General features: G+C 43.9%; 23 protein-coding genes. 12 read left to right on the top strand and 11 right to left on the bottom strand.

Annotation, left to right across the window (positions count from 1 at the left end; translation table 11 throughout):
- Positions 1 to 28 precede the first annotated feature (28 nt).
- Positions 29 to 1,345 carry an ABC transporter substrate-binding protein gene (locus HI950_RS31655; RefSeq protein ID WP_169090474.1) on the top strand — a complete coding sequence of 439 codons (1,317 nt, stop codon included), beginning with the start codon at positions 29 to 31 and terminating at the stop codon, positions 1,343 to 1,345.
- Positions 1,346 to 1,447: 102 nt separating this feature from the next.
- Here the strand turns inward: HI950_RS31655 and HI950_RS31650 are convergent, their stop codons facing one another.
- Complete coding sequence (locus tag HI950_RS31650; protein WP_169090476.1) at positions 1,448 to 1,786, bottom strand: YrdB family protein; 339 nt, start codon at positions 1,784 to 1,786, stop codon at positions 1,448 to 1,450.
- A gap of 344 nt (positions 1,787 to 2,130) precedes the next feature.
- Here HI950_RS31650 and HI950_RS31645 point away from each other — a divergent pair, with 344 nt between their 5' ends.
- The 5 genes from HI950_RS31645 to HI950_RS31625 all read left to right on the top strand — a co-directional run bounded on the left by HI950_RS31645 (position 2,131) and on the right by HI950_RS31625 (position 6,137).
- Positions 2,131 to 3,129, top strand: a complete 999-nt coding sequence (locus HI950_RS31645) for a glycoside hydrolase family 43 protein (protein ID WP_169090478.1) — start codon at positions 2,131 to 2,133, stop codon at positions 3,127 to 3,129.
- A gap of 225 nt (positions 3,130 to 3,354) precedes the next feature.
- The gene (locus tag HI950_RS31640) at positions 3,355 to 3,735 is read left to right on the top strand and encodes a hypothetical protein (protein WP_169090480.1); all 381 of its coding nucleotides are present in this window, start codon (positions 3,355 to 3,357) and stop codon (positions 3,733 to 3,735) included.
- Between the two features lie 178 nt (positions 3,736 to 3,913).
- Positions 3,914 to 4,339 (top strand): hypothetical protein, encoded by a 426-nt coding sequence (locus tag HI950_RS31635; protein ID WP_169090482.1) that lies wholly within the window; start codon positions 3,914 to 3,916, stop codon positions 4,337 to 4,339.
- A 187-nt stretch (positions 4,340 to 4,526) separates the two neighbouring features.
- On the top strand, positions 4,527 to 5,495 hold the full coding sequence (locus tag HI950_RS31630) for an ROK family protein (RefSeq protein ID WP_169090484.1): 969 nt from the start codon (positions 4,527 to 4,529) through the stop codon (positions 5,493 to 5,495).
- A 195-nt stretch (positions 5,496 to 5,690) separates the two neighbouring features.
- Positions 5,691 to 6,137, top strand: coding sequence for a GNAT family N-acetyltransferase (locus HI950_RS31625; RefSeq protein WP_169090486.1), 447 nt, complete (start codon positions 5,691 to 5,693; stop codon positions 6,135 to 6,137).
- 100 nt (positions 6,138 to 6,237) lie between these two features.
- Here HI950_RS31625 and HI950_RS31620 read toward each other — a convergent pair whose 3' ends face one another.
- On the bottom strand, positions 6,238 to 7,140 hold the full coding sequence (locus HI950_RS31620) for a LysR family transcriptional regulator (protein ID WP_169090488.1): 903 nt from the start codon (positions 7,138 to 7,140) through the stop codon (positions 6,238 to 6,240).
- A 280-nt stretch (positions 7,141 to 7,420) separates the two neighbouring features.
- Between HI950_RS31620 and HI950_RS31615 the strand changes: the two genes are divergently transcribed.
- Both HI950_RS31615 and HI950_RS31610 read left to right on the top strand, forming a co-directional pair.
- Entirely contained in the window at positions 7,421 to 7,888 is a 468-nt protein-coding gene (locus HI950_RS31615) for a DinB family protein (protein ID WP_169090490.1), read from the top strand.
- A gap of 177 nt (positions 7,889 to 8,065) precedes the next feature.
- Complete coding sequence (locus tag HI950_RS31610) at positions 8,066 to 8,470, top strand: nuclear transport factor 2 family protein (RefSeq protein WP_169090492.1); 405 nt, start codon at positions 8,066 to 8,068, stop codon at positions 8,468 to 8,470.
- A gap of 360 nt (positions 8,471 to 8,830) precedes the next feature.
- Here HI950_RS31610 and HI950_RS31605 read toward each other — a convergent pair whose 3' ends face one another.
- The 6 genes from HI950_RS31605 to HI950_RS31580 all read right to left on the bottom strand — a co-directional run bounded on the left by HI950_RS31605 (position 8,831) and on the right by HI950_RS31580 (position 14,326).
- A complete protein-coding gene (locus tag HI950_RS31605; RefSeq protein WP_191297177.1) occupies positions 8,831 to 9,331 on the bottom strand; it encodes a stalk domain-containing protein in 501 nt (166 codons plus the stop codon).
- A gap of 219 nt (positions 9,332 to 9,550) precedes the next feature.
- Positions 9,551 to 10,306, bottom strand: coding sequence for an MgtC/SapB family protein (locus HI950_RS31600; RefSeq protein ID WP_169090495.1), 756 nt, complete (start codon positions 10,304 to 10,306; stop codon positions 9,551 to 9,553).
- Positions 10,255 to 11,052: a histidinol-phosphatase gene (locus tag HI950_RS31595; protein ID WP_169090497.1), complete on the bottom strand. Its 798-nt coding sequence runs from the start codon at positions 11,050 to 11,052 to the stop codon at positions 10,255 to 10,257. The genes HI950_RS31600 and HI950_RS31595 overlap by 52 nt, the downstream gene beginning before the upstream one ends.
- A gap of 40 nt (positions 11,053 to 11,092) precedes the next feature.
- Complete coding sequence (locus tag HI950_RS31590) at positions 11,093 to 11,950, bottom strand: carbohydrate ABC transporter permease (RefSeq protein ID WP_169090499.1); 858 nt, start codon at positions 11,948 to 11,950, stop codon at positions 11,093 to 11,095.
- Positions 11,951 to 11,966: 16 nt separating this feature from the next.
- On the bottom strand, positions 11,967 to 12,866 hold the full coding sequence (locus tag HI950_RS31585; RefSeq protein WP_169090501.1) for a carbohydrate ABC transporter permease: 900 nt from the start codon (positions 12,864 to 12,866) through the stop codon (positions 11,967 to 11,969).
- A gap of 80 nt (positions 12,867 to 12,946) precedes the next feature.
- Positions 12,947 to 14,326 carry an ABC transporter substrate-binding protein gene (locus tag HI950_RS31580; RefSeq protein ID WP_169090503.1) on the bottom strand — a complete coding sequence of 460 codons (1,380 nt, stop codon included), beginning with the start codon at positions 14,324 to 14,326 and terminating at the stop codon, positions 12,947 to 12,949.
- 243 nt (positions 14,327 to 14,569) lie between these two features.
- Here HI950_RS31580 and HI950_RS31575 point away from each other — a divergent pair, with 243 nt between their 5' ends.
- Complete coding sequence (locus tag HI950_RS31575; RefSeq protein WP_169090505.1) at positions 14,570 to 15,412, top strand: AraC family transcriptional regulator; 843 nt, start codon at positions 14,570 to 14,572, stop codon at positions 15,410 to 15,412.
- A 271-nt stretch (positions 15,413 to 15,683) separates the two neighbouring features.
- Complete coding sequence (locus HI950_RS31570) at positions 15,684 to 16,283, top strand: histidine phosphatase family protein (protein WP_169090507.1); 600 nt, start codon at positions 15,684 to 15,686, stop codon at positions 16,281 to 16,283.
- Between the two features lie 99 nt (positions 16,284 to 16,382).
- Here the strand turns inward: HI950_RS31570 and HI950_RS31565 are convergent, their stop codons facing one another.
- From HI950_RS31565 to HI950_RS36845, 3 genes are all read right to left on the bottom strand, one after another.
- Entirely contained in the window at positions 16,383 to 17,081 is a 699-nt protein-coding gene (locus HI950_RS31565) for an oxalate:formate antiporter (protein WP_317618488.1), read from the bottom strand.
- 561 nt (positions 17,082 to 17,642) lie between these two features.
- Positions 17,643 to 18,272: a YfbR-like 5'-deoxynucleotidase gene (locus tag HI950_RS31560; RefSeq protein WP_169090511.1), complete on the bottom strand. Its 630-nt coding sequence runs from the start codon at positions 18,270 to 18,272 to the stop codon at positions 17,643 to 17,645.
- A gap of 193 nt (positions 18,273 to 18,465) precedes the next feature.
- Positions 18,466 to 19,311, bottom strand: a complete 846-nt coding sequence (locus HI950_RS36845; protein ID WP_169090513.1) for a DNA-primase RepB domain-containing protein — start codon at positions 19,309 to 19,311, stop codon at positions 18,466 to 18,468.
- 521 nt (positions 19,312 to 19,832) lie between these two features.
- On the opposite strand from HI950_RS36845, the gene HI950_RS31550 reads away from it, so the two are divergent.
- Entirely contained in the window at positions 19,833 to 21,080 is a 1,248-nt protein-coding gene (locus HI950_RS31550) for an ATP-binding protein (RefSeq protein ID WP_169090515.1), read from the top strand.
- 184 nt (positions 21,081 to 21,264) lie between these two features.
- Complete coding sequence (locus HI950_RS31545; RefSeq protein WP_169090517.1) at positions 21,265 to 21,798, top strand: P-loop nucleotide/nucleoside kinase family protein; 534 nt, start codon at positions 21,265 to 21,267, stop codon at positions 21,796 to 21,798.
- Positions 21,799 to 21,881 lie beyond the last annotated feature (83 nt).

The following is a 21,881-nucleotide window of genomic DNA, read 5'->3' as shown; positions in this document are numbered from 1 at the left end:
AATCAATGAGGGAAATGGGGGCTTTACCATGTTCAAAAGATTTCTGGCTCTGTCCGTCAGCCTAGTGCTGATTATCGGAATACTAGCCGCTTGCGGCAGCGACAAGAACAATACAGGCAGCAACGGGGGCGCGAATACCGGAGGCGAGACGGAGGCATCCGACAAACCTGTCACCATCAATATGTTTACGGCCTCTCCAGAATACACAGAAGCATTCAATGCATATATCGCGGAATACAAAAAGGTTAAACCAAACGTAACGATCAATCTTGAAATTATGCAAGCGGACTATAACACAGTCTTGAAATCGAAGATTGCCGCTGGCAGCACGCCGGATGTTTTCCAAACGACAGCGGGCGGAGATATCGATACTTTCGCTGAATATAGCGCGGATTTGACTAACGAGCCGCTCGCGGCTGCAATGACCGATGCCGTTAAAATTAACATGAGCTCCAAAGACGGCAAGGTGCTTGGCTTCCCGGTCAAAGGAAATTTGATGAACATGGTCTACAACAAGAAGCTGCTTGCGGATGCAGGCATTACAGAAGTGCCAAAAACGACGTCCCAAATGGAAGAAGCGATTGTGAAGCTTGAAGCCAAAGGCATCACGCCATTCGCTAATGCGTATAAAGAGTGGTGGGTATGGAAGCATATTTTCCAAAACTTCGTAAATGCGGCTGCTGAGGATGCGGGCATTGCGCCTAAGGAATTGGTTAATCAATTTATTGCAGGCGAGACAACGTTCAAGGATCATCCTCTATTAAATGACAACTTCTTCAGCTTTATTGACACAACTGTAAAACATGGCACAAACAAGCCGCTTGAGCGCGACAGCAACGCAGAGGTAAGTGACTTCGCTTCCGGCAAAGCTGCATTCATGACGGGCAAAGGCGCATGGGATGAGGAAGCAATCAAAAAAATAACACCTGACTTCGAGCTTGGAATCGTAGGTTACCCAGTAAGTGAAAAAGCAGAGCAAACGCTGCTTGTTACAGGCGCAGACCAAGCGCTTCGCATTAACAAGGATTCCAAAGTGGCAAAAGAAACGATCGCGTTCTTCAACTGGCTCTACACTTCGGAGTACGGTAAAAACTGGTTCTCCAGTGTAGCGAAGGTTATTCCGCCAATTAAAGATGCTCCACTTCCTGAGCTGGACATGCCGAAGCAAATGGAAGAGATTTTGAAAACAGAAAAATCCGGCGACCTGTCGGTTAACTACTCCCTAGATACGTTCCACCAAAAGTTCGGTGAGTTGATGCAGGCTTACATCGGAGGCAGCAAAACGAAGGACCAAGCGATCGACGAAATCCAGAAGGCTTGGGTTCAATTCGGATCTGCTCAGTAAGCAGCCAATATGAATTCCCTTAACTCAGCACTTTTACAGTGCTGAGTTAAGTTGTTTTAGAGGACTTATCAGATTATACGAGGATGTGAATGCGGGCGTATTTCATAATTTCATTAAATAGACCAATAAGACAACAACCAATGCAACAACGAAAAAACCGACTGCTATTGTTTTCTGTCCAGATGCGTAAAGTGCTATACTAGCCAACGTGAAAACCGCCATCTGAAGCAGGTGGCGAACGGGAATGGTAACGGGGTAGGTTGCTTTGGGTGCTACGAAGAGTCCCCAGAACACCGCAATGACAAGTGGTGCTCCAATTCCCAGCGCGAATCTAACGACCCAACCTCGATTTAAATGGAAACCCCAATATCCTAATGAATAGAGAGCGGTTAACTCAATTAAAAATAAGATTAATAGCACGATAGATTGAAATATGACCAACTTTGTTCCCCCTCACAAAAAACTAATGTCGTTAGTTTTAGTTTAACTAATGACATTAGTTTTTGCAAGGAATATGTAAATAATTCGGTCATTTCAACCCCTGAGAAACTAAAGACTTAAACCGACGATTTGTCATTAAGCTAACGGGCAGTTTAACTGGTTACAAGGTCACTATTATGGAAGGGAATCCAAATTGTGAAGAGAATATATTAAATACAAAATCCGAAATTGCTTTCTTTGAGCAAAGCCATGGTTTTAAAAAATGAAGAAGGAGAAAAAGGATTCCGGCAAAGCGTTGGTAAAGGAAATGTGGGAGAGGAACCATATAAAGGAGTTGAGTCCGGTTGCCTGTTTATAATGCCGCCTGCGATGTAAATAAACCGCAAAAGGGGCACCGTCTGGTCGATATTCCCGCACACGACCCGTTCGTATTAGCCGACAGCCGTACCGGAGTATATTACTTGTATACCGGAGGGGCGCCTAGGTTGAACGGAATGGAACGTTACGGTGTCATCACTTACAAAAGCACGAATTTATCCGAGTGGGAAGGGCCATATGTCGTATTCACCGTCCCTGACGGGGTGTGGGCCCATCCGCAGCATGGAGCTTGGGCGCCTGAGGTCCACGAGTATAATGGGCGCTACTACCTGTTCGTCACGTTGCACAATAATGACAGGCGACTAGAAGGTGAGCCCGTAAATGGGTTTTCTAAGCATTGGAGAGGTACCGTCATAGCCGTCAGCGAGTCGCCGGAAGGACCGTTCAGGTTGTTGAAAGAGGATGCACATGTTCTGCCGGAAACGATGATGACGCTAGACGGGACATTATATGTGGAAGAAGACGGATCCCCGTGGATGGTTTTTTGTCATGAATGGATCCAGACGATTGACGGCACGATCGAAGGCGTTCGATTAAAGGATGATTTAACCGAAGCGGTCGGAGATTCGATTCGTCTGTTCAATGCTTCAGAAGCACCTTGGCAAAACGAAGATGTACTGCCCGACGACAACATTCATGTTTACGTAACGGACGGTTGCCAATTGTACCGAACTTCGGGCGATTGTCTGATCATGCTTTGGTCGAGCTATCAGTCGGGCAGTTATGTGCAAACAATCGCGCGTTCAAAAACCGGAAAATTGGAGGGTCCTTGGGAACAACTCCCCCCTTTAGTGAAAGAAGACAGTGGTCACGGGATGCTTTTCCGAACATTTGAAGGAACTTGGATGCTAATCCTCCATCAGCCGTTCAAAATGCCTGAATCGAGGTGCAAACTGTACGAAATGGAAGATACGGGTGATAGCTTCAGAATTGTGAATGCACGGGAAGATTTGCATGGCGCATAGATGTTGGAACAACGCAGGTCGAAGGATAGCGCTATTGGTAATGTGCCTTATTCTATCAACTGATACGAGAGCATAATTAAATCACAATATGAAGCTGCCAGCATAATAAGGCAGCTTCATTACGTTAATGGGCAGTTTACGTCAATGATCATGTTGAAAGGGTTCTACCGTGCTTTCTCGTATATATGTTGAGTTGTCACATTGCTCAAGGCGGAGGCTTGAAAAATGAAATTAATTGAACTTCGTATTCCCGAAGGCTTTGCTGTTTGCTATAACAAATTTTATGATGTTGAGCCGGTACCTGTTGAAGATGGGGATGGCTTTATTAAGAATTGGCACTATTTCACCGAGGATCTGTTGCAAATCATTAAAATGGAGATAGTGAATGGAAAATGGATTGTGCCCCAAAATGGGCAAGAAAGACTAATTATCGATTTAGGGTGGTACCCAGATTCTAGAGTCGATGGAGAGTACAAACTGGTTGTCGTAAATGATACCTGGGAAACTTTGAAGGAAAAGCAGTCAAAAAGTCGCTTTGAGATTAAAGAAACTTTAGAAAATTGGCTAGAATTAATTCTTACGAGAAAATTCGATTGTGATACCTAAATGCTCTAACTTGGAAACTGGAATGATTGAACTAACGGGGAACTATAGCTTAACAATCACGAGGCTTCCGGCATAGAACGGCAGCCTCGTTGGGCTAACGGGGAGTTTAGCGCAACTTCCTTTACCACTTTTCGTCTTATAAACATCAAACAATTATGAAGAAAAGGTGAGGTTAAGTTTGCTACGTACTTTACATCTATTTATATTCTTGGTTATGATTGCGTCCGTTACAATTATTGCGGGATGCCAAGGAGGAGGCAGTAAGGATACTTTTCCTGAAGTCGGGCAAAGGTTGTCCGAAAGTATAAAACAAATTGATAAACAATCTGGCATCGTTTTAACTGGGTTCGCTTCCGACTCCAAAGAGAAATTATATAAAGTTGGAATTGAATATGACCCGAGTCAAATAAGCAATGAGCAATTAAAACAAATCGTTACTGATTATCTCAGACATGCTGCTTCAAATTCGCCGCCTTCTAACAATTGGAAAGAGATGCTTAAACCCTATCAATTGCGGATCGAAAAGTTAGGTGACGCGAGAAAATTACCTGTGATAGCTGAAAAAGACATCGGATCAACAGAAATAAAATGGCTATTTGAATGAAATAGCACTTGCCTGTGATGTGCCCGAAGTAAGCTAACCGGTAACGATAGTTGAATAATACATATGGGTGAGCAGGCGCTACGGTAGCATGCTCATTTTATTAAGCTAACGGGAAGTAAAATTCGATGTGCTCAAATAATCAAGTAATTTAAAAATATTTGAAAATATATGAGAGCGGAGATAAGTTATGAGTAAATATGTTATTGGAATTGACCTTGGTGGAACAAACATTAAGTCCGCGATTTTTAGCACGGATTTTCAAACAATTCACGAAAGAAGTGACCCCACGGAAGCAGCAAAAGGACCTACTCATGTGTTATTCAGAATTAAAGAAATTGTTCAAGAGATGATGTCGTTCGAAGGAATTAATCAAACTTCTATTAAGTGCATGGGTATGGGAATCCCTGGTTTACTAAATCCAGATGAAGGCCTATCAATATTTTCACCAAACTTTCCAGATTGGGAAAACATTTATGTTGTGAATCAAATGAGAAGTTATTTTGACTTTCCAGTTTTTATCGACAATGATGTGCGGGTAAATATGTATGGTGAATGGCTGTTTGGTGCAGGCGCCGGTTACAAAAACTTGGTATTGATCACGTTAGGTACCGGTTTGGGATCGGGTATTGTAAATGATGGAAAAGTGTTCTACGGTACAACATCTAGCGCGGGCGAGATTGGGCATATGAATATGTACCGGGAAGGTCGTCCTTGTCGTTGTGGAAGCTCAGGCTGTCTAGGGAGATATGTCTCTGCTATAGGAATGATCAAAACCTTAACAGACAAGCTTGAGGAAGGTCGGCCAAGTATCATATTGCAATGGGTGGGAGATGATCGGGCAGCTATTACTGCCCATATGATTTCAGAGGCATACGATCTGGGAGATTCACTCGCAATAGAGGTAATGCATGAAACAGGGAAGCTTCTTGGATTTGGTCTTTCGAATGTAATCAACCTATTGAATCCAGAAGTAATTATAGTTGGTGGTGGAATGTCGGCAGCTGGTGATCGCTTGCTAAATTCAGTACGTGATACTGTTGGAAATCATGCTTTAAAGCTTTCTTCCCATGCGTGTAAAATAGAACAAGCGAAATTAGGTGGAAAAGCTGGTATGATCGGGGCGGCTGCATATGCGAACAGTAAGATGACTTCATAAGATAACCTATTTTTGTGAAGAAGTTACGGGAACTATAGCTTAGCAAAACCAGGACGAGGCTGCCGGCATGAAACGGCAGCCTCGTTGAGCATACGGGCAGAATAGTGCAAGTGTAGTGTATTGACAAAAAATGCAAAGAAGGCAAACATTTATTTCAGGTGTTCGTGATGATATAGCGAATTGAGGCGTTCAAAAATGAAAGGAAACAATGTTAGGGAAATTAGGGTAACTGATTATCATGATATTTATTTGTTAAACCGAGACTTTAACCCAAATCTATACTTATTTTCTGAAGAAAAGGTAAAAGAGAAGATTGAAAACATTATAAAGAAAACAAAAGATATCATCTTTGTATATGAACAAAACAACGAGGTAATCGGATATATTCATGGGAGCCCATATGAATTACTATTTTCTGACTCATTAGTAAACGTCCTAGGATTTGTTGTTAAAGAAAAGTATAGAAATCAGAGTGTAGGTAGCATGTTGATTGAGCGTCTTGAACAGTGGGGAAAGAGCAGTGGATTTTCTGGAATTAAACTCTTATCCCACCCAAGTCGAATAGATGCTCACAGGTTCTACGAACGACGTGGCTATATGTTTACAAAGGACCAAAAAAATTTTATTAAAAAGTTCAAATAATACAGATTCATCATTTGATAGGTGTGCAAGCATCTACTACCTCATAAGGGGTTTTCACACGCTCGTTTAGATAATATCAGCTTTACTGGTACTACCCTATCTATGAAGACTTTGCATGATTGATAGCGGTCTCGATGTAGGCTCTCAAAGTCTTGATGAACGTGCGCATGGCGTATCCGACATATCTGTCGCTGCGGTAGATCAGACAAATGTCCTGAGAAGGCGTAGGATTCCTCAGGTGCACGACTTTGATGTCTGTATTGTGAAGATTATCCAGTAGCAATCGCGGCAGAACACAGGCGCCAACTCCGCTCTGTACCATCTGGAGGAGGGAGGATAACGTTGTCGTCACCATATGCGGCTGTAGAGTAAACCCGTTGTCCATGCAAAAGCGGTCGATCAGCTTGCGGCATTGATGGTCGGGTGGGAACATGACTATCTTCAAGGCATGCAGCCTGTTCAATGGGATGAAGCTCTCCGTGGCAAGAGGATCATTCATACTTACCGCCAATGAGAACTCCTCGTGAAACAGGGGAATTGACGTGAGTCGTTCATCGATAACAGGTCCAATGGTTACGCCGACATCGATGCTTCGGTCCAGAACTTGTTCTGTTACTTTCATGGTTTCCAGAAGAGACAGCGAGATGGTGGGATAGGTCTGATGGAAGTTCAGTAGCAAGGCATTAAACATGAGATCCGCGTCACCGGGCAAGACGCCGATGGATAGCGATCCGCCTTGCATCTGCTTCAGGTCAGCAATGGCGTCGCTCGCTTGCTGCAGATGCATGAACACGGCAGCACCATGTTCGTGAAGAATCGCTCCGGCTTCTGTAAGGACAATTTTTTTCCCCACACGATCGAACAACAGAACCCCTAATTCTTCTTCCAATCTCCTTATCTGCTGGCTGATGTTAGGTGCGCTGACGCCCATCTTTTCGGCTGCTCTCGTGAAGTGAAGCTCTTCACAAATCGCCATAAAATACTGTAGTTGTTTTAACTCCATAGCTCACACCTGCTTTCAATTACGTCGCTGAATGCATGTTCAATGCAATGTTTATTGTTACTCCATCTTCTTTATCTGTCAATGAATATTCGTTAACTTATACTTAACGTTCCGGTAATGCCGACTGCATTGATGGAAAGTTCCATGGGACCTATACTAGGAACATATCAAGCGCTTCTCATTACAAAAGGTGGAAATCAGTTGCGTTATGAATGAGGAGGTAAACTTGGGTTAAGAAAGCGAACCACATGACACAAACCAAATCAGGAGGCATTTGATTATGACACAATCGATTATTAACACCGGTAAAGTACTGCATCAGATTGTGATTGGTAAGCTTCAGGGAGTTACGGAGGGATATTTCGACAAGCAACCGGAAGGCTTCAACAATACCATCCGTTGGAATGTCGGCCATATGATTTATTGGATGGATAAGTATTCTACCCTAAGCTTCGGCTCCCCGTCGGCTATACCGGACTCGTATGATACGCTGTTTAACTCTGGAACAAAGCCCTTGGACTGGACGTTCGCTCCTCCATCGAAGGAAGAGTTGGTCGAGATATTAACGGTGCAGCTTTCCAGCCTATCTGAGCTGACACCTGAAATGCTGGGCGAGAAGCTTTCGACACCGTATGCCTTGGGACCGTTCCAATTCAACACCGCCGGCGAGTTGTTCAACTTCGCTCTGATTCACGAAGCCATACACCTTGGAACGATATCGAGCCAGCTAAAGGTCCTATCGCGCTAACCAATGGAAAGCAAGAGTCCTTTTTCATGGCGTCTCATCAATTAGACAGTAATTCTTTAAGCCTGAAACCGATTTGGCTTCTCTTTCAAACACCAAAGTTAGAAAAGTAGAGACAAACGACTTAATGAAAAGGCAATATAGGAGCGACCAATAAACCATAATGAGGAGGATTCTTTCATGGAGAAATCCGTAGGCACAGTCCCATCCCGAACTTGCGAAGTGTTCGATGCTTTTAGGCGGGCTTTCGAAACAGGGCATACAGTCGATTTTCTTAACAAGGTTACGGAAGGTTTTCATTTCTTCGTTCCGCTCCCGCTAAAGGGGTGGAATCACGAGCAGCAAGGCAAAGAGCGGTTCGAGGAATTGATCAGGTTCGAGCGCTCAGTATTGCAGGTGCAGCTGACTCCGCTCATCTTGCTTGAGAATGAGGACAACGGGATGGTGGTATTTCGCGCAGAAGGTTCGTTGAATGGGCGGCCTTATCGCAATGAGCTTGCGGTCGTCTTCGAGTTCGAGGCAGAGCGGATCCGCTCCTTCCGCGAATATGTAGGTATGCCGTTAAAAAACTACGAGACCCCATAATAGGGTGCTGCCATGAACGGAAATCTTATGCCTCTAAAAGCGGCGGAAAGATGAAGGAGTCATATTTCTTGCCCTCATCCAAACACCAAAAGCTGTCAAGAGCTCCTCGACAGCTTTTAGTCATCCCTATAAGCGCTAATCGCTGATTCCCTGAGCAGATAATATCTTAGCATATCACTGTTCCACATATATGGAGAAACAAGAGGGGGGATTTCCCCTATACTCCCGCACAAGCTGCGTGAGCCTTAAGATGAGGCGTAGGTTATAAATGGTATTGAGCTAATGGGATTAAGTGGGGCTCTTTGACTTTATTGATTAAAGTTCGTAACAAAGCCCCGCCCTAAATTGAAGTGCGGTTGCTTATTTATAGTAGGAGGTGGTCAATGGGATAAATATACTCCCGCCTTCCTTGAGTTCTGAGTGGATAAACAGAGTTTCAACGCCGCTAATGTCTATTTCGAACGTTTTCAGTCCTTCTGCCACATCTATAGTATCGATTTCAAGCTTAGCATCGGTCTCATTATCTTGGACGAAGAATTCCTCGATATCTTTGCCCACTGCTGCTACTTGAAGGTACAATTTTTGATATTTTCCCTTAGGATAAAGTATAAATCCGCTTGAACGGTTGCCGTCGGCATTATTGAAGAAAACATCTTTATAGTCTTTGCCATTGTAACTCGTTAATTCGGGATCCTTAGTCCGAAAGCTGTTGTCAAAACCATCAGCAATCGAGACGCCTACACCTTTTTCACCGAGAAAAATCGTATTGGTTTTATTATCATATTCTATTGCAACGCCAAGCGCCTTAGAAATCGCACGTACGGGCAGATATGTACTTCCGTTATATGAGATTGGTGCCAAAACCGCACCTTTTTCGTTCTGCGGCTGAAAATATAGAAGATGGATTGTGCCTAAGGTGGAAAGTGGTTAAGTGCTATTTTTCTGAATATGCCAAGCAAAAAAAAGGTTGATGTATTAATAAACGCATCAACCCTTTTTATTTTCCAATACATGGATATTTTTTCATATATAATGTGATTCTATTTCTTCACAGACGCCTAAATGGCTTTACTATGCATGCTATTCGATACTGACAGCGACGACACCGCCGATTTGTTTCATTTCAGCTACCATTTCCTTCGGCTCCATCGATCTTGGAACGACGATGTCAAGCTGCACTTCCATACATAGCGGTGCTTCTGGCGACGGTCGTATACGCTGCAGCGTTATTTTTTGCGTCACGATCGATCGGCTGGCTAGCTTATTAGTAACAATGTCCAGCAGCTCCTCTTCACTCTCCGCTTGGATCGTTAGCTTTCTGACCTTCTTGCTTTTCAGAAAACGGTGCTCCATTTTATTGAAAACCCATAATGTAATGAACACGAGAAACGTTCCGGCCACCGCTCCGAAATAAAACCCAGCGCCGATCTGCAGCCCGATGGCCGCGACCACCCATAAGGAGGCCGCTGTCGTCAGTCCGGTAATCGACTTGCCTGTGAACAGAATCGTGCCCGCGCCGAGAAAGCCGATGCCTGTAATGACGGCCGTTGCCAACCGGGCCGGATCAATCCGCACGTTGGGCTCGCGGGCGAAATCGGCGAAGCCGTAAATAGACAGCAGCATGATCATCGTGGAGCCGAGACAAACCAAAATATGCGTGCGAAGCCCTGCCGGATGGTTATGCTGCTCCCGTTCGAAGCCGATGAGACCGCCAAGAAATACAGCTAGACCCAGCCGGATCAAGATGACGGTATAGTCAATAGCCCATGGGTTTTCCGCGGCGCTCACCGACCGATCGGAACCATCAACCGTTCGCGCTTGCGGAATATGGCCCATTCCCGATAGCCGATTTCGTATAAATGGCTGCCAATGGCAGCGAAATACTCGCCAACGCGTTCGGGCTCGTGTGCATCGGAGCCGAAGGTTACCTTAACCCCATAATGGAGCGCGCGTTCTAGAAAATTTCCATCCGGCACCCAATTGTTGTCGGAAGAATTGATTTCGATCGCTACATCACTAGCGGCAATTGCTTTCAGCGTGACGTCGGCAGCCTCTGTACGCAGCTCTGGATAGCCGTAGAAGTAGCGGTTCAAAGAATCCACATGGCCCAAAATATCATATAATCCGCATTTCGCGGACTGGGCGATATAGTCATAGAATAAATTTTTCACTTCCAATTTGCGTGCTGCGGTCAAGCCTTCCCAATGCTCTGAATCGTATATGCCAATGCCTGCGAATTCATGAACGGAGCCGATGACGTAATCAAAAGGATGAGCTGCGATTACCGAGCGGTACAAATCTAGATGTTCAGGCAAAAAATCGGCCTCGATGCCGAGCAGAACCTCTATTTTGCCGTGGTATTCTCTCTTTAGATCTAGAACTTCTTTAATATAAGTTGGGAAATCGCTTTTTGCCATGCTCCCAGTTAAGGAAGGACGATCTTCGGCCGACGCGAAAAATGGCGTATGATCCGAGATGCCGATCATATCCAGCCCCTGTCCTATTGCTGCCTCGATATAATCCCTGACCGAACCGACCGCGTGACCGCAGCGCTCATGGTGGGTATGAAAGTCGAACTTCATGTGATACCTCCGATAATTGCATGATGAATACTAGATAAAGTTAACCTTTGGAGCCGGATACAACGATTCCTTGAATAAAATACTTTTGAGCGAAGAAGAAAATGAGCAGCAGCGGCAAAATCGCGATCAGCGAAGCCGCCATCAACAGGTTCCATGGTGTTGCGCCAAACGCTGCTGTAAAATTGGCCAACCCGAGCGAAATCGGATACTTTGTCATATCGTTCAAATAAATGAGCGGTCCGAACAAATCATTCCATCTCGATATGAGCTCCAAAATAGCCGCAGTCGCAAAGGCCGGCATGGAGAGCGGAATGAGGATACGGAAATACATCGTGAAATGGCTTCCCCCGTCGATTTTGACGGCTTCATCCAATTCCTTCGTAATGCCCAAATAAAACTGTCGCATCAGGAAGATTGTAAAGGAGCTTGCCGTAAAGGCCGGGATCACGAGCGGTAAATATGTGCCTGTCCAGTGCAGCTTTGTAAAAAGCAAATATTGCGGGATCAAGGTTACTTGGGACGGAATCATCATCGTACTGAGGACAAGCCCGAATAACAGCGCGCGGCCGCGCGCCCGCAATCGCGCAAATGCGAATGCAGCCATCGAGGAGGAGAATACGACCGCAGCTACCGTCACGGCTGAGTACCACACCGAGTTCCAAAGAAAGCGCCCTAAAGGGGCATCGATGAAAATTTGCTTATAGTTGATCCACTGCAAATGGGTCGGAATCCACGTCATCGGGATGCGATGAATTTCGCCGATCGTCTTAAGCGAAGTGGAGAGCATCCAAAACAGCGGAAATGCGAACAATAGAACGCCGCCGTATAGAAGGATGTAGATGATCGTTTTGTCTACTAGACGCAGATCCCCGTGATTGTATGGTTTTTTTCGCTTCATAATAAAGGCACCTCCTTTACTTTGGGTCATATTCATAGTGGACGAATTTTTTGGAGCCCCATAGCGAAACGAGAGTTAGCGCGAATATAAGCAAGAATAGTATCCATGCCTGGGCGGAGGCATACCCCATCCGGAACTGCTTGAACGCCGTGTCGAATAAATAATACACGTAGAAATAAGAGTTCCAGTCCGGGCCTCCCTTTGTGATAACGTAGGCTTCCGTAAAGATTTGCAGCGATCCGATCATGCTGATAATGGTGTTGAAAAGAATGACGGGAGAAATAAGCGGGACCGTAATTTTACGGAACTTCGCAAAGCCGCTCGCGCCTTCCAAGGATGCCGCTTCAAACAGATCTGCCGGCAGCGACTGCAGCGCGGCAAGAAAGATGACCATCGTGCTGCCCGATGCGGTCAATTGCATGAGTACCATGGATGGTACTACTGTGCCCGGACTGGTAAACCATCCTGGCCCTTGAATGCCAAACCAATCGTAAAGGACGGAATTCACGACACCGAACTGCGGATTAAGCAGCCATGACCACAAAAAGGAAACGGCAACGCCGGATATGATGCTGGGCGCGTAATACAGCGTACGGAGGAGCGATTGTCCTTTGATTCTACTATTAAGCAGAACCGCGATAATCAAAGATGTCACAATCGTAAACGGTACGGCCAACATGCTGTAATAAAGCGTTACGGACAGCGACTTGTAAAACAGCCGGTCTCCAAACAACAGGCTGTAATTGCTTGTGCCTGCAAATGTCGGGGACGAGATGACATTGTATTCGGTGAAGCTGAGCAGCAGCGAGACGAGAATCGGTCCCCCGGTGAAGCAAATAAAACCGATAAACCAAGGGGCTATGAAAAACCAAAACGACCGTTCCTCGCGCTTCATGGCCAGCGAAAGCTTTCTCATGGGCTACCTCCGTTGGGCCAGGCGGACGCCGTCTTTTGCAGAACGTCCGCCTGGCAGTAATTTACTTAAAGCTCTGGCTGCTAATGATCCAAATTCAGTGAAAGGAGGTTATCGTTCAACACTTTCAAGCCGTCGGCTACGCTCTTCTTGCCTCCCCATACCTGATAGAGCGACTGGTTCATCGTTTCGAGAACCGTATTGAATTTTACGATCAAATGGTTTTCCGCTTCGCGTCCATACTTGATCGAACCTTCGTGAACCTGCTTGAACGCCTCGGGATCCATGCCGATTTCCGCACCCATTTTGTCATACCAAAGCTTGAATAGGCTCGCGTCCGCAGGCGTTCTCCCCACATCGTTCATGTAACGGTAGGCGCCGCCGCCCTCAGCTGGATTTGCCAAATGCCGAACAAATTCCCATGCCTCGTCGGGATGCTTGCTAGTCGCCGAGATGCTCCAAGGATCAACGTAAAGCGTTACCTTGCGACCCTCATGATAAGGAACAGCCGCAACACCCCATTTGAAATCCGCTTGCTTGTAGGAGCCGAGTCCCCAGCCGCCGGAAATGTACATTCCAACTTTGCCTGTAAGGAAGGGGTCCCCGAGCTGTGCGGATGCGGCTACCGTCTCCGCATTCGGCGAGACTTTGTATTTATTGATTAAATCCGCATTGAACTGCAGCGCTTCGATGTTAACGGGCTTCATTAGATCAGGCTCTCCCATAACGCCGGACGTATAAGCCTCGGGCTTGAACAAATCTCCTCCGAATAGCCATGTCATTGCGTTTGCGCTTAATGCGCTAGAGTAGCCGAAAACCTGCTTGCGAGCGTCTCCTACGTCATGGGACAGCTTCTGCGCGGTTTCGAGCATCGCATCGAAATTCCAAGACTGGTCGTCCCAGTCCGTCGTCGGATAAGGAAGGCCGGCCGCGTCGAATAAGTCCTTGTTGTAGTAAAGATATGTTGCGTTGCTCACGAGCGGGATGCCGTAATTTTTACCGTTGATTTTATAAATATCTAGCAGGCTTGGGTCCATCGTATCGAGCTCGGGAGCTCCTTTCTCGATATAAGGAGTAAGGTCCTTCAATGCGCCCATCTTCATATACGTAGCGAATCCGCTGTCTGCCTGGTTCGGATTCCAAACGTCCGGTGCATTGCCGCTGGCAATCAGGGTAGTCAGTTTTTGATCGAATTGATCGTATGGAATGTTCTCAAGCCGGACTTTCACATTCGGATGGCTTGCTTCGAAGGTGGAAACCGTCGCGTCCTGCCATGCCTTTTTGTCCGGGTCCGCCGCCATCACCCAAACGATCTCTACTTTCTCCTTGCTGTTATTTTTCACCTCTTCGTTGTCGCTTTTATTCGAGCCGGCTGTATCGCCGCAAGCAGACAACATGCTAGTAACGGAAAACAAAAGAAGTGCACTCATCAGAAAACGTTTTTTCGTTATTGGATTTTTCATGACAACCCCCGCCTCAATTATTGAATCCATTTTTACAAAATGTTAATAAAACTAACTCGTTTTTTACATTTTCAGCACATCGGCATCTTCCGCCACGCATCACCCACTGTTGTTTTGTCTTATTGCTTACAAATATAGCATATGATAATATGAATTATCTGCACGTATCTTATCTATTTCAGTATTTTTCTACATATATTATTTTGAATATTTTTTATTACTTTACATGAAGGTGGAAGAGTGATGGAATCGAATTTCTATGAGGCTTCTAAGTTTGATATTAGTCGTGAGAAGAAATTTAACACAAGCATGCCATCACGCCATTATCACAATGGATATGAGATTTTCTATCTTGTATCTGGCGATATTAGCTATTTCATCGAGGATAAAAGCTACCAGGTGGTCGGCGGAGCTTTGTTAATCATTAACGTGAATGAGATCCATAAGCTAGTCAATTCAAGCAAGGAATCTTTCGAGCGGATTACGCTGCTGTTTCAAGAGGAATTTCTGGAGGATATGTTTCCTTACAATGACAGCTTTCATGTGCTGTCCAGCTTTTCTAGCGGCAAAAACTTCATGCCCTTGAACGGCCAAGAACAAAGCATTATCGAGAAGCTATTTGACAAAATGATCGCCGAATTTATAAAGCAGCCGCCCGGATATGAGTATTATTTAAAGACGCTTCTGTTCGAATTGCTTATTTTCATTTACCGTAAGACGTCGACACAACCCACGGCCGAGCATAACGGCAGCAATCCGATTAACAAAAAAATTTTCGAAATCGTCGATTACTTGAACCAGCATTACCATGAAACCCAAACGATTCAGGGCGTGTCCGGCAAGTTCTTCATCAGCTCCTCGTACTTCTGTAAAATGTTCCGGGAGAATACGGGCTTCACCTTTACGGAGTATTTGAACAATGTCCGGATCAAGGAAGCGCGCCAGCTCTTAACGGGAAGCACCCTGAAAGTAGCCGATATTGCCGAAAGGGTCGGATTTGAGAGTATGACGCACTTCGGACGCATTTTCAAAGATATTACCGGCCATTCGCCGCTTAAATACCGCCAAACCTATAAGCTCGTATAGATCAAGGTATAGAGAAGAAGTATTTCATGTAAATCGAGCCCCGGTGACTCCACACCGAAAACTACCCAGCCCGGATAAGGGCTGGTTTTTTGGTTTTTCGCATGTTAAGGGAGCTTCTTTGATTAAGCTGACTTGAAGTTATGTTCAGTAAAAGTTGTCTTTGCTAACAGCAGGGATCGAATATACAATATAAATTAGATATATATTAAATTAGATAAACGTTAAATCGAATTCGCATCAAACCTGTATATTAAAAGAAGGAGCTGGTGCTATGAGCACAAATTTCTACCTTGTCAGACATGCCAAAAAAGAGAAGGGAATTGAAGACGTCGCTTTATCGTCCGAGGGCTTGTTGCAAGCTCAGGTAACCGCAAGCCATTTTTGTAGGATTCCGATAAAAAAAATGATCAGCAGCCCGCTTAAAAGAGCTAAAGAAACAGCCCAAATCATTGCAAACGAAACAAAGACAACCATTTCGGAGGACATTCGCTTGCGAGAGCGTGCCAACTGGGGGGACATACCTGGACAAACATTTGAGGAGTTTGTTGATTTGTGGAATCGTTGCACACATGATAGAGATTTTTCACCGCCAGTTGGTGACTCTGCGAGGAAAGCAGGGGAGAGATTATCTTCGTGCTTACTGGATTTATCAGCCGAACATCCCCAGGATAACATTATCGTGGTTACACATGGTGGTCTGATAACAGATTTCTTAATTAATGTAATTGCCGAGGAGGAATTAAGAAAAAAGCACCCCCATTTTATAGTCGAGCAAAGCAATTTGGTCTCTGAATGTTCTATAACAAGAGTATGCTGTGTTGACGGGATATTCGAATTAGTTGACTTTGCTAATAACGCTCATTTGCTTTAATATCAGCTGTATAACTAAGCCAACAGGAAACAAGGAAAATCCCCCGAGCTACCACCAAACTCATGAGAAAGAGCACCTATTAGGTGCTCTTTTTGCATTCTAATTATTCAACGAAGCATACACCTTTTCAAGGTAAGCAATTGATACATGTTCCGCTTCTTCTTTTAAAATAAGCACATCAGAATTTTGGCGAAATCGTTTATATAGATGAATAGTGCTTTTTAACGCAAGGTAGCAACTCTCGAAACTGTGTAAAGGGATCGTTTTTTTAAGCTCTTCTATATCACTGCTAGCATACTGTTCCAGCCTTCTTACTCCTCTAGGGAGTTGGCCATGATGACTCAAAACCAAAGGACCTAATACTGCACTGCGAATAAATGTAAGATGATCGATTAATTCAAACCATTCTCCTCTTCCTAGCTTCGTTGCGCCGTAATGGATCCAAACCCAGAAGCGGTCTTCTATCCATTGTGCCTCGGGATATGGTTCCGAGGGGGAGGTTTCTTCAAAAATGTTACTGATTTTCTGATCTTTCTCCCATAAAATAAGAGGGTTTTCTATCCGTATCTTAAGCTCTTCCAATGTAACGAATTTAAGATCGACATGCAGAGGCTCTGGTCCATATAAGCAAATAACGACACGAGGCTCACCGATATGCTCACCTGTGAATCCAGAAAGCAACTTTCCCAATCCTTCAGCAATGTGAAGCCGTTGATTCATGATTTGCTCCTGGTAGGCGGAGTCGTATACGATGATAAGGTCTAAATCGCTATACTCATCCATGGTCTTCGTCATCATGGAGCCACCTGCTAGAAGGCCGCAAAATCGTTGATCTTGACTGAGTCTTTTCTTTGCATGATTGATGAACCGTTCGTGCTCAGATAAAAGCATATAAGACACCCCTTATAATATGACCCAAAAAATGGGTATTACGCCAACTTATCATCTCCAATGGACTTTGTCAATTATAGACGAGGCGTTTGATTGGGTGACATCAAAATTGTGTTTTTACTTATAGAGGTCTATGTAACGTGATCATCGGACAAAGGTTCAAATCCACTCGACTCCATCTCCACCTTGGAAACTAATCCAGCAAACTGGATAGCTCCCCCTCCGACTACCGTACAAGAAGCATTAGACAGAATAGCAGCTAAGATTACTCCCGTCTAATGAGCGATGAAAAAATACCGCGTAAGATTATTAACACTATTCTCAAGAGGATAGTGTTTTTTGTTATGATGCATTTCGAGAAGGAAGATAGGCGGGCTGGAAATGTAACAGAGGGGTGCTGCAATGCAGCAATTTATGTTTAATCGTATACAAAAGCATGGGGGGTGGTGACGAGGTTTGATATCGAAGTTATAGCTCTAACGCTTCTTTTGTAATCTTCTTGATATCAACTGGACAATTGGAGCTTTCTTGAACGATGTCGGGTAAAATATGCTTTAAAAAATAATCTACACAATGCAGCTTTATTTTTTTGATTTTGATAAGTGCTTCACGATACATAATGACAAATTCCTTTTCTCTGTTGCCTCTTTGCAATTCTGTAAGCGCCTCGTACACTTGATCGAGTTTATCGGCCACTTCAAGAATGAGACCTTCAACCGAATCGTCCTTGCCCTCGCGCAGCTGTCTGAAAAAAATAGGCTTGAGCTCTTCTGGAATATTCTCTTCTATAAAGAGAGTAATCATGCCTTCCTCTACCTGCTGCAGCATGCCGCGCAGCTCTAGCGAGTAATGCTTAACTGGTGTTTTAATATCTCCTATAAATATTTCACCATAATCATGGCTGCTCGTAATCTCATAAAGCTTCTTCCAATCTATTGTGACGCCATTGCGCTCCTCAATATCAGCCAATGTTTTGGCGTACTGTACAACCTTCCACGAATGAGCCGCTACGCTATGCTCTTCAAATTTAAACTTACCTGGACAACGAATAATCCGTTCGAGATCGTTTAGGGACTGAAAATACGTATGAATTCCCATGACATGTCATTCCTTTCCATATTTATTGTATAAATTGATGCATTACAGTAAGTATAAAGATTATTTGTTAATGGACGATTAATTTAATTAGGTAATATATGAAAATATAAACCCCGACCACATATGGCCGGGGTTTCAGCTAGCTTAGATATGCTATCCTCAGTGCTAAGCCTGATTGATTTATACAAGTGGATTAAAGGGCTAATGCCAGTGATTGAATAATTTCCTCTTGGGTAAAAGGTTGTTTCCTGCCCAATTGTCTGACCCTAACCATATAGGGGCTTCCAGGGTTTTTCATATGGTAGAAGCCAGGTATGCGCATCACTCTTGATAGATTGGTTATCATGGGATCCGAGCTGAATTTTTGGGCTAAAGCTTTTTGAATAGGAACGAATTGGCTTATGGAGCCGTCTTGAACGACCCAGTAGATGTGATATCCATTTTTAGTTTCAATAATCATCGTATCTTTAATTTGGTTCCTATATTTTTTTATAAACGCAATCTTCAGTTTTGCCACTCTCTGTTTTGTTCGCAGAGCTAAAAGATGGTATTGACCTTGCTTTCTTTTGACTGCAATGGATTGAAGCTGCTCAGCAGGGTCGGCTTGAATGGATTTAATCGCTTGCTTGACTTGTTCTTTTGTCTTTAAAAGCATAGAAATCTTGTTTAAATCCACGTCGATGAACTGAGCTCTGATTTTTTTGAAATCACTATCCTTAGTTTCCCGGTAATTGATCTCCATAAATACGGCATACCCTCTTATATTTTGTCTGAGTACATGTATGAGTTTATTTCTCTTGGAAAAGAGGGTGATTTGAGGCGTGAGTCTCTCAAGCAGATGTAGAGGCTTGTGCAGCGTCATAGCTGGGTGATTAGAAGAATTACTGAAGCTCCGTTTTTTGTTTTTAGGGTCATGGACTAAAATGAAATGCAATTGTTCGTTCTGCTGACAGCCTAGTTTTTTTATAAAATAGCGTGCGTGACTGGCGTATTTTTTTAAATTTCTGGTATATTTCACTGAGCTTAAACGTTGTGCCACTGAACCACATCTCCTTTAACGCTTGTGTCACACTTTCGTTCTTTTCTAAACAATCATATTCGGGCAAGATGCCACAAGTGTAAAAAGCAGGACCCATTTTTCAACATTGCGTATGCAAATCAAACATATATGTAAAATATATGGTAAAATCCTCGCACAACGACAGGAGGAGATGAGGAATGGAGTTTATCATTATCATTTTAGCTGTAGGATTTATTTGCCTAATAAGTTATCTGCGAGCAATACATAGATCTCTCCAGAAAATTATCGAATTGATGTCTGGCCAAACCGAGAAATAGGCCACACCATCGAGTCCCTCGGCTCCATCGCTTTATGGAAAAACCCGACCCCATGAGGTCGGGTTTTTTGCGTTTCTTTCGACATATACATGCAAATTTTCATTCCAATATCTTGTTAAGTTCTTTGGGTTCATTGTACAATTTGTTTAACTAATTATTGGGTGTTGTGTTAGAAAAAAGTTACATGTCCACGTAATACAAATGGACGGTAAGGTGGCGGCGTTGAGCATTATAAAAGACTTCTTGCTGCAGTTATCATTAGTCGTTGTGCCTGTTGGCATTTATCAAGCATATTTGTTAGGCCATATTCGTATCAGAAAAAATATTAATCTCTTTCTGGCTATGCTTTGGGGGAGCTCCATTTTACTATGTATGTCATTTCCCATAAGTTACGGAAACGGCATGCATCATGACTTCAGAATCGTTCCCTTGCTAATCGGTACATTGTATTGCGGTCAAAGAACCGGTGTGTTTTTATCGGTATTGATCATTCTATATCGTTTATATTTAGGCGCAGATGCAGGCTTTTACAGCTCGCTGCTGGGTATCATCTTTGGATATTCTGTTATCCTTTATTTTCAGAAGAGATTCGTAAGCGTTTCAAAAGACAAGCGAATTAAAATGGCAGTCATGCTATCGTCGTATTATTGCTTCGTTGGTGCTTCATTCGTCTCGATGCTGAGAGGAGTTACTACAGAGAGCTTAACTATGCAGTTTTTTCACTTCGGATGTGCCGCTGGTCTCGCCTGGCTGATGACCGTTTTAAATGAGAATATGGCAGAGATCCATACGATGCGTAAAGAACTTCAAAATGCGGAAAGGCTAAGACTGATTGGAAACTTAACAGGAGTATTTGCCCATGAAATCCGTAATCCGATGCAGGTAGCGCGGGGCTTTCTTCAACTGCTCGATACGCCCGATCTGTCTGATAAAAAGAAGCAGTATATTAAGCTTTCTATTGAAGAATTGGATCATGCGAACAATATTATTCACAATTTTTTGACCTTGGGAAAGCCAGTCTCAGATGGCAATGAGAACGTGGACGTTGGCGATCAACTAAAACGAGCCGTGACTCTGATGCAAAACTATGCGCTAAGCAAAAATGTAACTATCCAAACCAACATCGAGAGCGACTGTCTTGTTCACGGAAATGCCCAAAGAATGAGTCAGTTTCTGATTAATATCATGAAAAATGCAATTGAATCCATGCCTGTTAAAGGGACGGTCTGGGCCTCGTGTATATCCGTAGATGGTTCACAGGTGGAAATACGCGTAAAAGATGAGGGAATAGGGATGTCGGAGGAGGAAGTAGAACGACTTGGTTCTCCCTATTATTCCTTGAAGGAAAATGGCACTGGATTAGGTATGATGGTTTGTTACCAGATTATTAAATCATTTAAGGGTAAACTAAAAGTGCTCAGTGAACAAAATGTTGGAACAGAAGTCGTGGCGAGGATTCCGAAGGCCTAATGCTGACCAACTGCCCTGATGACTGAGCTTATGGGAAACTATGGCTCAATAATTAGCGGGAATAGGCAATCGGCATGGGTCGGCTGCCTTTTTTTTGCGTTCGGGAACATGAACTGTATTGTTGCAGCTATATCCGTTCCAGGAGGTATTATTTTGATTTAGTACTAGGAGGAGGCAATTACTGATGCGGGAGAGCTTTAATTTAAAAGACTTGATATATAGAGAATGCGATGCCTTAGCTCCATTAGTAATAATGATGTGTGGCGTAGCAGGTTCAGGCAAGACTACATTTGCTCAACAGTTGGAAAAGGAAGGCTTTGTACGTCTCTCTATCGATGAAGAAATTTGGGCTACAAATGGCCGGTTTGGGATTGATTACCCGGCAGAAAAGTACGAACAATACAAGACAGAGGCAGAAATGAAGTTGCGTAATCAATTGGTAAATCTTATACACGATAAATACCATGTGGTGATTGATTTCAGCTTTTGGCAGCGTAAAAAAAGGAACGAGTACAAAAAACGAATTGAAGATGCTGGCGGTGAGTGGAAACTTATATATTTGAAAGTCCACCCGAATGATTTGCGTGAACGTCTTAGAATACGAAGCCAACGCTTTGATGCAAATGCAGCTTTTCCTATCACAGAAGAAATTCTTGCTTCTTTCCTAAATGGCTTTGAAGCACCTTCAGGCGAAGGGGAGATTGTGATCGAACGCTAGCTTACGGTAGTTTGTTGAACCTTTTCGTTCCGATAACGTGTGATTAGATTATTTCTGCTTTAAAAGATATCATTTTTCTAAAA

This window comes from Paenibacillus sp. PL91 (assembly GCF_012935325.2).
Taxonomy (GTDB): Bacteria; Bacillota; Bacilli; order Paenibacillales; family Paenibacillaceae; genus Pristimantibacillus.
Note: the sequence above shows the minus strand (reverse complement) of the source record. Positions and strands in the feature narration are given on the sequence as shown.

Bases quoted from the DNA above. Each gene is read 5' to 3' on its own strand.
- HI950_RS31655 (WP_169090474.1), top strand. From the start codon at position 29: ATGTTCAAAAGATTTCTGGCTCTGTCCGTCAGCCTAGTGCTGATTATC.
- HI950_RS31640 (WP_169090480.1), top strand. From the start codon at position 3,355: ATGAAATTAATTGAACTTCGTATTCCCGAAGGCTTTGCTGTTTGCTAT.
- HI950_RS31630 (WP_169090484.1), top strand. From the start codon at position 4,527: ATGAGTAAATATGTTATTGGAATTGACCTTGGTGGAACAAACATTAAG.
- HI950_RS31625 (WP_169090486.1), top strand. From the start codon at position 5,691: ATGAAAGGAAACAATGTTAGGGAAATTAGGGTAACTGATTATCATGAT.
- HI950_RS31620 (WP_169090488.1), bottom strand. From the start codon at position 7,140: ATGGAGTTAAAACAACTACAGTATTTTATGGCGATTTGTGAAGAGCTT.
- HI950_RS31615 (WP_169090490.1), top strand. From the start codon at position 7,421: ATGACACAATCGATTATTAACACCGGTAAAGTACTGCATCAGATTGTG.
- HI950_RS31610 (WP_169090492.1), top strand. From the start codon at position 8,066: ATGGAGAAATCCGTAGGCACAGTCCCATCCCGAACTTGCGAAGTGTTC.
- HI950_RS31600 (WP_169090495.1), bottom strand. From the start codon at position 10,306: ATGGGCCATATTCCGCAAGCGCGAACGGTTGATGGTTCCGATCGGTCG.
- HI950_RS31595 (WP_169090497.1), bottom strand. From the start codon at position 11,052: ATGAAGTTCGACTTTCATACCCACCATGAGCGCTGCGGTCACGCGGTC.
- HI950_RS31590 (WP_169090499.1), bottom strand. From the start codon at position 11,950: ATGAAGCGAAAAAAACCATACAATCACGGGGATCTGCGTCTAGTAGAC.
- HI950_RS31585 (WP_169090501.1), bottom strand. From the start codon at position 12,866: ATGAGAAAGCTTTCGCTGGCCATGAAGCGCGAGGAACGGTCGTTTTGG.
- HI950_RS31580 (WP_169090503.1), bottom strand. From the start codon at position 14,326: ATGAAAAATCCAATAACGAAAAAACGTTTTCTGATGAGTGCACTTCTT.
- HI950_RS31575 (WP_169090505.1), top strand. From the start codon at position 14,570: ATGGAATCGAATTTCTATGAGGCTTCTAAGTTTGATATTAGTCGTGAG.
- HI950_RS31570 (WP_169090507.1), top strand. From the start codon at position 15,684: ATGAGCACAAATTTCTACCTTGTCAGACATGCCAAAAAAGAGAAGGGA.
- HI950_RS31565 (WP_317618488.1), bottom strand. From the start codon at position 17,081: ATGATGACGAAGACCATGGATGAGTATAGCGATTTAGACCTTATCATC.
- HI950_RS31560 (WP_169090511.1), bottom strand. From the start codon at position 18,272: ATGGGAATTCATACGTATTTTCAGTCCCTAAACGATCTCGAACGGATT.
- HI950_RS31545 (WP_169090517.1), top strand. From the start codon at position 21,265: ATGCGGGAGAGCTTTAATTTAAAAGACTTGATATATAGAGAATGCGAT.